The organism is Alistipes sp. AF48-12, from assembly GCF_003477565.1.
Classification (GTDB): Bacteria; Bacteroidota; Bacteroidia; order Bacteroidales; family Rikenellaceae; genus Alistipes_A; species Alistipes_A hominis.
In genome coordinates this window covers 133780-147299 of record NZ_QUDJ01000008.1, presented here as the reverse complement: position 1 = coordinate 147299, position 13520 = coordinate 133780, and the positions used below count along the sequence as shown (strand labels likewise).

At 56.2% G+C, this 13520-nt stretch carries 6 protein-coding genes and 2 pseudogenes; 5 read left to right on the top strand and 3 right to left on the bottom strand.

Going from position 1 to position 13520, the window contains the following annotated elements:
- Positions 1 to 54: 54 nt before the first annotated feature.
- The 3 genes from DW082_RS06895 to DW082_RS06885 all read right to left on the bottom strand — a co-directional run bounded on the left by DW082_RS06895 (position 55) and on the right by DW082_RS06885 (position 3087).
- Positions 55 to 762, bottom strand: a complete 708-nt coding sequence (locus tag DW082_RS06895; protein ID WP_118457939.1) for a hypothetical protein — start codon at positions 760 to 762, stop codon at positions 55 to 57.
- Positions 763 to 903: 141 nt separating this feature from the next.
- Positions 904 to 2511: a phosphoenolpyruvate carboxykinase (ATP) gene (gene pckA, locus DW082_RS06890; protein ID WP_101573597.1), complete on the bottom strand. Its 1608-nt coding sequence runs from the start codon at positions 2509 to 2511 to the stop codon at positions 904 to 906.
- Positions 2512 to 2670: 159 nt separating this feature from the next.
- Positions 2671 to 3087, bottom strand: coding sequence for a VanZ family protein (locus DW082_RS06885; RefSeq protein ID WP_182424113.1), 417 nt, complete (start codon positions 3085 to 3087; stop codon positions 2671 to 2673).
- An 87-nt stretch (positions 3088 to 3174) separates the two neighbouring features.
- Here DW082_RS06885 and hemW point away from each other — a divergent pair, with 87 nt between their 5' ends.
- The 5 genes and pseudogenes from hemW to DW082_RS06860 all read left to right on the top strand — a co-directional run bounded on the left by hemW (position 3175) and on the right by DW082_RS06860 (position 13459).
- Positions 3175 to 4302 (top strand): radical SAM family heme chaperone HemW, encoded by a 1128-nt coding sequence (hemW, locus tag DW082_RS06880; protein ID WP_118457951.1) that lies wholly within the window; start codon positions 3175 to 3177, stop codon positions 4300 to 4302.
- A 79-nt stretch (positions 4303 to 4381) separates the two neighbouring features.
- Positions 4382 to 8644 carry an alpha-glucan family phosphorylase gene (gene glgP, locus DW082_RS06875; RefSeq protein WP_118457949.1) on the top strand — a complete coding sequence of 1421 codons (4263 nt, stop codon included), beginning with the start codon at positions 4382 to 4384 and terminating at the stop codon, positions 8642 to 8644.
- 159 nt (positions 8645 to 8803) lie between these two features.
- Positions 8804 to 10737 (top strand): annotated as a pseudogene (locus DW082_RS06870) (amylo-alpha-1,6-glucosidase).
- Positions 10738 to 10927: 190 nt separating this feature from the next.
- Positions 10928 to 12216, top strand: a pseudogene (locus tag DW082_RS06865) (glycosyltransferase family 4 protein).
- Between the two features lie 25 nt (positions 12217 to 12241).
- The gene (locus DW082_RS06860; RefSeq protein WP_055203018.1) at positions 12242 to 13459 is read left to right on the top strand and encodes a glycoside hydrolase family 57 protein; all 1218 of its coding nucleotides are present in this window, start codon (positions 12242 to 12244) and stop codon (positions 13457 to 13459) included.
- Positions 13460 to 13520: the final 61 nt, after the last annotated feature.

Genomic DNA, 13520 nt, shown 5'->3' with positions numbered 1-13520 from the left:
CGAAAAACCGTCCCTTAAATTTTTGTCCCGATGGCGGGATGCGCCGCGCGATCGTCAGTATCCTGCCTCCGTGATCCGGTTCAGCGCATCTTCCAGGTCGGCGCAACTCTTTTCGATCGACCGGGCCAGGTCGCCGAACGGATTTTTGACCGTGTAGTTGTGGCAAGGCGGATACTCCATCACGAACCTTACGGCCGCCACGGTCCCTTCTCCCGACGGGAGCGTATCCCGGAGCGCTTCGGGAAAGCGGCGGGAATCCATGTACAGGCCCGTGCGTATCGTTTCCATATCCGATACGCATCCCGCAATGGTGTCGTTGATCGAATTCTCGGCCAGCCGGATATCGTCGATGACCGACAGCAGTTCGGGCTCCATGTACTGCATCGTCCCCGATTGTTTCAGGATGTCTTCCGAGGCCGACGTGGAGGTGAATACGTTTTTTTCGAGCAACAGCGTCAGGAATTTTCCGAGCATTTCGGGCGGCAACGTGTCGTAGCGGTCGCCGGCCCGTACGATGCGGTCGGTGGAAGCGCAGATGCGGCGGCAGTTGTCGGCGGTTTCCCGGTAATACTCGAACGATTCGCGTGCATCCGCTTTCAGCACCGCGATGACTTCCCGGATGTCCTGACGGTGGTTGTACTCCTGGATGGCCCTGTCCGTCCCGAAAGTCAGGACGATACTGGCCACTACGGCGATAAAGTTCGGGAAAAACGCTCTCCACGTTTCGGTTTCAAACAGATTCATCGGTTGGGTTCGTTTCATGTTCCGGCGGTTTCGGGGCCGGATGCAGGTTTGTCTAACGACTAAGGGTAATGATTTTGGCGCGGAGATCGGATGCGGGCCGAAGAAAAAAATCCCGGCGTTTTTGCGCCGGGATTTTTTCGGTTATAAAGGATTCTCGTCTTAAAGTTTCGGGCCGGCGGCAACCAGTTTCTTGCCGGCTTCGTTGCCTTCGAATTTCTTGAAGTTCTTGATGAAACGTTCGGCCAGGTCTTTGGCTTTGGCATCCCACTGCGCGGCTTCCGCATAGGTGTCGCGCGGATCGAGGATCTTCGGGTCTACGCCCGGCAGCGCGGTCGGAATTTCGAAGTCGAAGTACGGCATCTTTTTGGTCGGAGCCTTGTCTATCGAACCGTCGAGGATCGCGTCGATGATTCCGCGGGTGTCCTTGATCGAAATACGCTTGCCGGTTCCGTTCCATCCGGTGTTAACCAGATAGGCCTTTGCGCCGGAAGCCTGCATTTTTTTCACCAGTTCCTCCCCGTATTTGGTCGGATGCAGCGACAGGAAGGCTGCGCCGAAGCAGGCCGAGAAGGTCGGAGTCGGTTCGGTGATGCCGCGTTCGGTTCCGGCCAGTTTGGCGGTGAAGCCGGACAGGAAGTAGTATTTGGTCTGTTCCGGGGTCAGGATCGAAACCGGAGGCAGCACGCCGAAAGCGTCGGCCGACAGGAAGATCACCTTTTCGGCAGCCGGGCCTTTCGAAACCGGTTTAACGATGTTCTCGATGTGGTAGATCGGATACGAAACGCGGGTGTTTTCGGTTACCGATTTGTCGGCGAAATCGATCGAACCGTCCGCACGCACCGTTACGTTTTCGAGCAGCGCGTCGCGCTTGATGGCGTTCCAGATGTCCGGTTCGCTATCCTTGTCGAGGTTGATCACTTTCGCGTAGCAGCCGCCCTCGAAGTTGAAGACGCCGTCGTTGTCCCAGCCGTGCTCGTCGTCGCCGATCAGCAGACGTTTCGGGTCGGTCGAAAGGGTGGTTTTGCCGGTGCCGGACAGCCCGAAGAAGATTGCGGTGTTGCCGCCCTTCAGGTCGGTGTTGGCCGAGCAGTGCATCGAAGCCATGCCTTTGAGCGGCAGCAGGTAGTTCATGTAAGAGAACATGCCTTTTTTCATTTCGCCGCCGTACCAGGTGTTGATGATGACCTGCATCTTTTCGGTCAGGTTGAATACGACCGCCGTTTCGGAGTTCAGCCCCAGTTCCTTGTAGTTTTCCACTTTGGCTTTCGACGCGTTCAGTACGACGAAGTCGGGTTCGCCGTAGTCGGCCAACTCTTCGGCGGTCGGGCGAATGAACATATTGGTCACGAAATGAGCTTGCCAGGCCACTTCCATGATGAAGCGGATCTTCAGGCGGCTGTTTTCGTTGGCTCCGCAGAACGTGTCGACGACGAACAGGCGTTTTTTCGAAAGCTCGTCGGTGGCGATGTCTTTCAGCACTTTCCAGCTCTTTTCACTGATCGGCTTGTTGTCGTTCTTGTATTCGTCGGAAGTCCACCAGATCGTGTTCTCGGTTACGGCGTCTTTCACGAAAAATTTATCTTTCGGAGAGCGGCCGGTGTAAACGCCGGTCATCACGTTTACGGCTCCCATATCGGTTACCTGTCCTTTTTCGAAACCTTGCAGACCCGGTTTGGTCTCCTCTGCGAACAGTTGATCGTAAGAGGGATTGTGTACGATCTCGGTAACGCCCGTGATCCCGTACTTGCTCAAATCAATCTTTGACATAATTTTAATTTATTTAGTTAATGCTCCTCTTTCGGAAGTATCGTTCAGTCCGGTTTTATCCGGTAATCAGCGGCAAAGATACGTATTGTTACCAAAATAACAATTAAAATATTAAAAAAAATTATTATCGGTTCGCTCCGATAAATTTCTGTTAAGCAGTTAATTGTCGTTGTTCGGGGGCGTTTCGTTCCCGGAATCTTTTTTAAAAATCAGTCGTTCGGCCAGCCGGGCGAGCGGAATCCCCGTCAGCGCTCCGGCCGAATTGGCCGCGAAGTCCAGCCAGTCGGCGCTCCGGTCGAAGTACTCCCCTTGCAGCAGTTCGATGGTTCCGGAAAAAATAATGGCGCACAAGGCGATCCAGATCCGGTTTCCGCGCGACGGTTGCAGCCACAGCAGCAACAGAAGCACCTGTCCGAGATAGAAACAGAAGTGGACGATCTTGTCGAAATGGGGGATCCGGGCCAACCATCCCATCGGGGGCAAATCGTCGCCCGGACTCAGCGACCCGTAGAGAATTACCGCCGTCCAGACGAAAAAAAGGACCCCGGCGACCTTTATATGTCTCTTTTTTTCCATATTTTTGTAATCATCGGAATCCGTGCGGAAACCGCCCGCAAAGGTATGCATAATAACCGTACGGATCGTTTTAATACCCCAGATTTTATGGCCGGCATTTACATTCATATCCCGTTTTGCAAAAGTAAATGCCATTACTGCGATTTTTATTCCTGCACGTTGCTTGCCAAAAAAGAGGCCGTGCTCGCTGCCGTTGCGGACGAGTTGGCCTGTCGTGCCGGTTTTCTGCAGGGCGAACCGGTGCGGACGGTTTACGTCGGCGGCGGCACGCCGTCGCTCTGCACGCCGTCGGAACTGGGGGCGTTGATCGGCCGTATTCGGGACGTTTACGACGTATCCGGGCTGCAGGAGGTAACCGTCGAAGCCAATCCGGACGACCTGACGGCGGATTGGCTGACCGCGCTGCGAGTCGAGGGCGTGAATCGGCTCAGCATCGGAATTCAGTCGTTCATCGACCGCGATTTGCGGTGGATGCACCGGCGCCACGATGCGGCATCGGCCGTGCGGGCCGTCGGGGAGGCGCAGCGGGCCGGCTTCGAAAACCTGACGGTGGACCTGATTTACGGCATCCCGCAGATGAGCCTCGCGGAGTGGGAACAAAACCTCGGACAGGCGATCCGGCTCGGCGTACAGCATATTTCGGCCTATCACCTTTCGGTCGAGCCGGGAACCGTTTTCGGCAAACGCCTGCGCCGCGGCGCGTTGCGCGAAATCGATCCGGAACGGAGCGTAGCGCAGTACCGCTTGTTGCACGAGATGCTGACCGGAGCCGGGTTCGAACATTACGAGATTTCGAATTTCGCCCGGACGGGATTCCGATCGCAGCACAACGGCAATTACTGGAACGGCACCCGTTACCTCGGCGTCGGGCCGTCGGCGCATTCGTTCGACGGGGCGCTCCGGCAGTGGAATGCGGCGGACGTGCGGCTCTACTTGGAGCGCGAACCGCGGCAGGAGCATTTCGAAAGCGAAACGCTGTCGGAACATGCCGCCTACAACGAGTTCGTGATGACGTCGCTGAGGACGGCGTCGGGGCTCGACGCCGACGTGCTGGAACGCCGATTCGGGGCACGGAAATTGCAATATTTCACGCGGCTGGCCGTTAAATTTCTGGCCGAAGGGACGCTGGTACGCACGGGCTCCGCGTATCGCATTCCGTTTGAACACTATCTGATTTCGGATACGGTGATATCCGATCTTTTTTATGTGGAATGACGCCGGGATTCCGGAAACAAAACGTATCTTTGTTAGGAACGTTAAATTGAAAATCAAGTATATCTAAAAATAGATGAAAATGTCAAACAACGAAGAAGTTAAGAAGATGCCCGACTATCTGTTCGAGGTGAGTTGGGAGGTGTGCAACAAGGTCGGCGGCATCCATACCGTGATCGCAACCAAAGCGTTGACAATTTCGAAACAGCTGGGAGACCATTACATCCTGATCGGACCCGACGTGCACCGCGAGGATGTCAACCTCGAATTCGAGGAGGACCCGGCGCTGCTCAAGGAGTGGAAACAAGTGCTGTTCGCCAATCATAACATACGGGTCAAGACCGGCCGGTGGAAAGTCAAAGGGAAGCCGTTGACGATCCTGGTCGATTTCAGCCAGTTTTTCTCGAGCAAGGACGATGTGTTGAAATTCCTGTGGGAGAGTTACCGGGTCGATTCGATCAGCGGGCAGTGGGATTATATCGAGCCCGTGCTGTTCGGTGCGGCGGCCGGCAAGGTGATCGAGAGCTACGTGAATTATTTCTGTTCGGCGACCGACCGGGTGGTGGCTCATTTCCACGAATGGATGACGGCCAGCGGCGGATTGTACCTACAGAAACATTCCCCTTACGTCGCCACGGTATTTACCACCCATGCGACGGTCATGGGGCGTTGTATCGCCGGCAACGGACTGCCGCTGTACGGCGATATGACGCGGTTGAACGCCGACGAACTGGCGCGGCGGTTCAACGTGGTTGCCAAACATTCGCTGGAAAAGACGTCGGCCGCCAATTTCGACTGTTTCGCGACGGTCAGCGACCTGACGGCGCGCGAGTGCCGCTATCTGCTCGGCAAAGAGGTCGACGTCGTTACGCCGAACGGCTTCGAGGACGACATTGTCTGGGAAGAGGCCGAGTTGCTCGAGAAACGCGCTTCGGCGCGCAAGGCGATGATCGAAGTCGCCGAAGCCTGTCTCGGCGTCAAATACGACCGCGAACCGCTGATCGTCGGAACCAGCGGGCGTTACGAGTTCAAGAACAAGGGACTGGACGTGTTCGTCGATTCGCTGTTGAAGCTCTCCGAAGACGATTCGTTGCAACGTCCGGTGCTGGCCTACGTGACCGTGCCGGCCGGAAACAACGGGCCGCGCAAAGACTTGCAGGCGCACCTGAACGATCCGAACAACCCGATCGATCCGAACGTGCTGCGCAATACGACGCATTATCTTTCGGCTCCGGAGTGGGACCCGATCATCGGCCGGATCAAAAATTCCCGCCTGATGGACCCGGCGTGTCCGGTACAGTTGGTGTTCGTGCCTTCGTATCTGAACGGAGACGACGGGATTTTCAACAAACACTACTACGAATTGCTGTGCGGCATGGACGTGACGGTATTCCCGTCCTATTACGAGCCGTGGGGGTATACTCCGCTGGAAAGCATCGCTTTCTCGGTGCCGACGATCACTACGTCGCTGACCGGGTTCGGCCTGTGGGTCGACGGCAAACTGAAAGAACACAAGGGCGTCGACGTGATCGCGCGCAACGATACGAACGATTCGGAAGTAGTTGCGGCCATCTCGGACGCGCTGAAAAATTATTGCGCGATGGATCGGCAGCAATACGATTCGTACCGGGTGTCGGCCCTTGAGATATCGAAGATCGCGCTGTGGAAAAACCTGATCGAATTTTATTACGAGGCGTACCGGAAGGCCAACGACCGGGCGACGACGCGGAACAACCGCGCCGCATACGACGGGGGCGGCGCGCATACCGAGCAGATCAACTTCGTCAAACAACAGTTGGTTAGCAATACCCCGTCGTGGACGCGTCTGATGGTCGAACGCAAGCTGCCCGAACGACTGCGTCCGTTGGAAGAACTTTCGAAAAACCTGTGGTGGTCGTGGACGATGAGCGCTTACGAGCTGTTCGAATACATCGACAACGTGCTGTGGGTCAAATGCGAAAAGAATCCGATCGACTTTCTCGACAAGCTGACCTATTCGCGGATTCTGGCGCTTGAAAAAGACGAAATATTCCTCGGCAAGATGGATGCGGTGTACGCGCAGTTCGAGGATTATATGCGGCAGAAAGCCGATGCCGAAGGGCCGAAGATCGCCTATTTCAGCATGGAGTACGGACTGCACAGTTCGCTGAAAATCTATTCGGGCGGACTCGGGATTCTGGCCGGAGATTACCTGAAAGAAGCCAGCGACAAGAACGTGCCGATGGTGGCGGTCGGATTGCTGTACCGTTACGGTTATTTCACGCAGCGGTTGTCGGCTTCCGGCGCTCAGGAAGCCAGCTACGAGGCCCAGAATTTCCTGAAGCTGCCGATCACGCCGGTGCGCGACGAGGAGGGGAACTGGATGGATATCCGGATCGCTTTCCCGGGACGGGACATTACGGCGCGCATCTGGCGCTGCGACGTGGGGCGCACCGAGCTGTATCTGCTCGATACCGATCACGACCTGAACCAGGAGGAGGACCGTTCGATTACGTTCCACCTGTACGGCGGCGACTGGGAAAACCGGCTCAAGCAGGAGATGCTGCTCGGCATCGGCGGTATCCGGGCGTTGCGGGCGCTGGGCATTCGGCAGGATGTGTACCATTGCAACGAAGGCCATGCGGCTTTCACCGGGATCGAACGGATCCGCAACCTGATCCACAATAAAAAGCTGTCGTTCAGCGAAGCCCTGGAGGTGGTGCGTTCGTCGTCGTTGTTCACGACGCATACGCCGGTTCCGGCCGGACACGACGCTTTCCCCGAATCGATGATCCGGCAGTACATGTCCCACTACCCCGACCGGCTGGAGATCACGTGGGAGCAATTCATCAACCTCGGCAAGACGAATCCGAACGATCCGAACGAAAAGTTCTCGATGAGTTTTTTGGCCTGCAACCTTTCGCAGGAGGTCAACGGGGTGAGCTGGCTGCACGGCGAGGTCAGCAAGGAGATCCTCGGCGGCATGTGGCCGGGGTACTTCAAGGACGAGCTGCATATCGGCTACGTGACCAACGGAGTGCATTTCCCGACCTGGTGCGCCGCGAACCTGCGCCGGCTGTACGCCCGGTTTTTCGGGGACGGGTTCCTCGAAAAGGATTACAAGATCTCGGCATGGCAGAAAGTGCATAATATCAGTAACCGGGAGTTGTGGGACGCCCGTCTCGTGCTGAAAAACAAGCTGATCGACCATATCAAAAAACGCGTCAGCGATCCGAAGCAGTTCCGGTTCGACTCGCCGCGGCAGATGATCCGGATCCAGGAGGCGCTGAAGCCCGACGTGCTGACGATCGGTTTCGCACGCCGCTTCGCCACGTACAAACGCGCGCACCTTCTCTTTACGAACCTCGACCGGCTGAACAACATCGTCAACAATCCGACGTGTCCCGTGCAGTTCATTTTCGCCGGCAAGGCGCATCCGAACGACAAACCCGGCCAGGACCTGATCAAACGGATCGTCGAAGTGGCCGCGATGCCGCAGTTTACCGGGAAGATCATCTTCCTGCAGAATTACGATATGGAGCTGGCCCGCCGGATGGTGCAGGGCGTCGACGTATGGCTCAATACGCCGACCCGTCCGCTGGAAGCGTCCGGCACCAGCGGCGAAAAGGCCGTCATGAACGGCGTGATGCAGTTCAGCGTGTTGGACGGCTGGTGGGTCGAGGGATATCGCAAAGGCGGCGGATGGATGCTGCCGATGGAACGGACGTTCGACGACCAGGGTTTCCAGGACGAAATGGACGCCGAATTGATCTACAATACGATCGAAGAGGAGATCGTGCCGAAATACTACCGCCGCGACGAGGAGAATATTCCGAACGACTGGATCGAATCGGTCAAGATCTGCGTGGCGGACATTGCGGCCAACTTTACGACCAATCGGATGCTGACCGACTACGAGGAGCGTTTTTACCATAAGCTGTACGACCGGAACCAGCAGATGGTAGCCCACGACTATACGCAGGCGCGCGAGATCGCGGCCTGGAAACGGCGGGTCAGCAGCCGGTGGGACAAGGTGCATGTGATCAGCGTAAAGCGGCTCGACATGGGCAAAGAGGCCATCTTGATCGGGCATAGTTACGACATCGAGGTAATCGTGGACATCGACGGGCTCGCTCCGGAGGACATCGGCGTGGAAATGATTCTTTCCGACCAGATCATCGACGGCAACGTGCGGGTGGTCGCCAAACGCGAACTGAATTTCGTGCGCGAGGAGGGTACTCAGGCCTATTATTCGATCCAGTCCACCCCCGAGGCGACCGGTTCGTTCGATATGGCGATCCGCGTGTTCCCGAAGAACGCGAAACTGCCGCACCGGATGGATTTCGCTCTGGTGAAATGGGGTTGATAATCAGCCTGATGTCCGAACGACGCGTTCGATGAGGAGCGTGTCGGCGAAGAGCGCTCCCTCGCTGTCGGAAAGGCTTTTCGGCGCCGCAAATTTTTATTGGATTTCGCGCAATTTTTTCTTAAATTTACGCGTAGATATAGAAAATAAATGGAGGATATGGCAGTTTTGCATTTCGACAAAAACGAGTTGGGGAATCTGGAGTATTCGCTTCAGCGCGAGATGCTCAGTACCAACGCGCGGGAGGGTATATGAGTACGACGATCGTATGCTGCAATACGCGGAAATACCACGGGCTGATGGTGTGCCCGAAAGACGATGACGACGAGAATAATTACGTGCTGCTGTCGTCGGTGGATGAAACGGTCGTTCAGCACGATCAGACGTTCAACCTGGCGATCCACCGTTTTCCCGGCGTGTACGAACCCCGGGGGCATAAGTATATTACCGATTTTACCTATACGCCGACGCCGGCGATTACGTACCGCGTGGGCGGGGTCGTGCTGAAAAAAGAGTTGCTGTGGATTCATTCGCGGACGCAGTTGCTGATCCGTTATACGTTGCTGGACGCCCGCTCGGATACGCAGTTGAGGCTGCGGCCCTTCCTGGCGTTCCGCGACCGGCACGGGCTGAGTAAGGCCAACCTGTTCGCGGACGGTCGCAGCTACCCGATTCCCGGCGGCGTGCGGAACCGGCTCTACGAGGGATTCCCGTGGTTGCATATGCAGATGAACGTTCCATGCGAATTCGTCGCTGCGCCGGATTGGTATTATAACTTCGAATATGCCGAGGAGATCGATCGCGGTTATCCGGGGCACGAGGACCTGTTGACGACCGGTTATTTCGAAACGGATATCGTCAAGGGGCAGAGCGTTATTTTCTCGTGTTCGACCGAGGAGGTCGATCCGGCGACGCTCGAAAAGGATTTCATGGAAGAGTTGGCGCGTCGGTCGAACAAGATCGATTTCTTGTCGTGTCTGCGGCATTCGGCCAGGCAATTCATCGTGCGTCACGGCGATAAGACCGAAGTGGTGGCCGGATATCCGTGGTTCGGCCGGTGGGGACGCGATACGTTCATCGCGCTGCCGGGCATCACGCTGACCCAGGGCGGCGTCGAGTCGTGTTGCGAGGTGATCGACACGATGGTGCGCGAGATGAAGGACGGCATGTTTCCGAATATGGGCAGCGCCTACAATTCGGTGGACGCTCCGTTGTGGTTTTTCTGGACGTTGCAATGCCTCGAAAAGCATATCGGCGGCGGACGTAAGCTGTGGAAGGCCTACGGCAAGCCGATGAAAGAGATCCTGGAGTCGTATATGCGCGGAGGCGAGTGGGTGCAGGTGCGCGAGAACGGACTGGTATGGGCCGCGCATCCGAATTATGCGATGACCTGGATGGACGCCGTCGTGGACGGCCGCCCGGTGACGGGACGCGAGGGCTATCAAGTAGAGATCAACGCATTGTGGTACAATGCGATTTGTTATACGCTTGAACTGGCGCGGAAAAATAAGGATACCGATTTCGTGAGCCGTTGGGAGCGGATGCCCGAACGGATCAAGGAGTCGTTCGTCGGGCTTTTCTGGTATCCGGAAGAGTCGTTCCTGGCGGATTATGTGGACGAACAGGGGCAGAACCGATTTATCCGGCCGAACCAGATCATCGCCTGCTCGCTGCCGTACGGTATGCTCAGCGACGCGATGAAGCTCGACGTGATCGACAAAGTGCATCGTCATCTGTTGACGCCCAAGGGGCTGCGGACGCTTTCGCCGCGCAATCCCCTTTACAAAGGGCACTACGGCGGAGATCAGCCGACCCGCGACCGCGCATACCATCAGGGAACCGTATGGCCCTGGTTGCTGGAGCACTATGTGAAGGCCGGCTTCGATATGCACGGGAAGAAGTTCCTGAACGAAGCGGAGGATATTCTGAAGAATTTCGAAGAAGATATCAGTGTCAGCGGAATCGCTTCGATCAATGAGATTTACGACGGAGATCCTCCGCACTGTCCGAGGGGTTCCGTTTCGCAGGCGTGGAGCGTAGGCGCCGTTTTGCGGATCGACCAGATGATACAGGAGTGTAAATCTAAAAAATAAAGCCGGAAAAAGGGGGTGCGGAAACCGGACGGCAGGTTGTTTGCAAGGGAATTGTTTTTTGAAGGAACGGTTGAGGCCGGCAAACCGGATTTTCCGGAAAATTTCAGAAAAAGCTCCGCTGTTTATGGGTCGGTGTGGAAAAGAGGAAAACGAATTGAATTGATATAAAATAATAAAAACCATAAAGCAGATGAGAGTATTGATGTTCGGATGGGAATTTCCGCCGCATATCGCGGGAGGACTGGGAACTGCATGCTACGGATTGACCCGGGGACTGGCCAAGCACGACGTCGGAGTGATCTTCGTGGTGCCGAAGGCTTACGGGGACGAGGACGGCCGTTTCGTACGGGTCGTCAACGCGAGCGACGTGGAAGTGTCCGCGGACGATACGCGGGAGAAAGAAATTTGGGAGAAGCTGACGTTTATCCATGTGGATTCCAATATGGTGCCCTATGTGTCTCCCGAGGAGTTCGACGATTATTCGAGGCAGTTCCGCGAAACCGGGGAGTTGCCCGGGCGACACGACGTATGGAAAGAGCGCTATGCTTTTCCGGAAAATACGGGCCGAACCTGATGGAGGAAGTGGCGCGCTATGCGATGGTCGCCGCGCAGATCGCTCGGGATAGGGCCGGGGAGTTCGATGTGATCCATGCGCACGACTGGCTGACCTACTATGCGGGGATCGCCGCCAAACGGGTGTCCGGCAAGCCGCTGGTGGTACACATGCACGCGACCGAGTTCGATCGTAGCGGCGAGCATGTCAACCAGTCGGTCTATAACATCGAACGGGCCGGTATGGAAGCCGCCGACCGCGTGATCGCCGTGAGCAACCTGACGCGCAACATCGTGATCGAGAAATACGGGATTCCGGCGGACAAAGTCGTGACCGTGCACAATGCGGTGCGTTTCGACAAGCGGGATTCCGGGGAGAGCGAACGGAACGTGGAGGATAAGATTGTGACGTTTCTCGGGAGGATCACCTACCAGAAAGGTCCCGACTATTTCGTCGAGGCGGCGGCCAAAGTGCTCAAACGGTTGCCGAACGTCCGTTTCGTCATGGCGGGCAGCGGCGATATGTTGGTCCATGTGATCCGGCGCGTCGCCAAGCTGGGGATTGCCGACCGGTTCCATTTTACCGGGTTTCTGCGCGGGGACGAAGTGCAAAAGATGTTCGGTATGAGCGATGTGTATGTGATGCCGTCGGTGTCGGAACCGTTCGGAATTTCGCCGCTGGAAGCGATGAAGTCGAACGTCCCGGTGATCATTTCGAAACAGTCGGGAGTGGCCGAAGTGCTCGATTACGCGATCAAGGTCGATTATTGGGATGTGGACGCGATGGCGGACGCGATTTACGGCCTGTTGAAATATCCGTCGCTGGCGGCGATGTCGGCCGAAAAGGGGAAAAGCGAAGTGATTAATCTGAAATGGGACAACGCGGCCGGCGAAGTGCTCGATGTTTACCGCAGTTTGGTCGGATAAGGGACGGACTATAAAATACGAGGTTATGAAAACAATCTGCATCTATTTTCAGGTACATCAGCCGATGAGACTGAAAAAGTACCGTTTTTTCAATATGGGTAAGGACCACGAGTACCTGGACGATTACGCCAATCGTGCGATCATGCAGAAAGTGGCGCGGGAATGCTACCTGCCGATGAACGAGCTGTTAGCCGGACTGATCCGCAAAAACGGCAAAAAGTTCAAAGTCAGTTTTTCGATTTCCGGGATCGCGGTCGAACAGTTCAGGATGTATGCGCCCGAAGTGCTGGACAGCTTCCAGGCGTTGGCGCGTACGGGCTGCGTCGAGTTCTTGGCCGAAACGTATTCGCATTCGCTGGCGGCGCTGGCCGACCGGGACGAATTCGTGGCTCAGGTGAAGCAGCACTGTGCGTTGATGGAGAAGGAATTCGGCGTAAAGCCCACGGCTTTTCGCAATACCGAACTGATCTATTCGGATCATATCGGCGAAGTGGTCGCTTCGATGGGGTTCCGCACGATGTTGGCCGAAGGCGCCAAGCACGTTCTGGGATGGAAAAGTCCGAATTACGTCTATGCCAATGCGATCGACCAGAAGCTGCACCTGCTGCTGCGGAATTTCAAGCTGAGCGACGATATCGCGTTCCGTTTTTCCGACCGGGGATGGTCGCAGTGGCCGCTGACGGCCGAGAAATACGTGAGCTGGCTGAACAATCCGGAACTTCCGGGCGAGGTGATCAACCTGTTTATGGACTACGAGACGTTCGGGGAGCATCAGAAGGCCGACAGCGGGATCTTTGAATTCATGAAACACCTGCCGAATGCGGCGCTGGCGACCGGGTCGCTGAAGTTCGCCACGCCGACCGAGGTATCCAAAAAGTTCCAGCCGGTGGCTATCTTGCACGCTCCCTACCCGATTTCGTGGGCCGACGAGGAGCGGGACATCACGGCCTGGCTCGGCAACGAACTCCAGAACGAAGCGTTCAAAAAACTTTATGCGTTGAAAGATAAGATCCGGGCGATCAATCATCCCGATTTTTACCATGCGTGGAATTTCATGCAAGTGTCGGATCATTTTTATTACATGGCGACGAAATGGTTCTCGGACGGCGACGTTCACAGCTATTTCAACCCGTACGAGTCGCCTTACGAAGCGTTCATCAATTACATGAACGTGCTGAGCGATTTCGAGATCGAGGTCGACCGGAAATATAAGGAAACGATGCAGGAATCGGTTCCCGCCTGACGGGCGGGAACGCTGTTCTGCAAAGCGGGCCGGGTTTCGAACCGGCCCGCTTTGTTTCGGA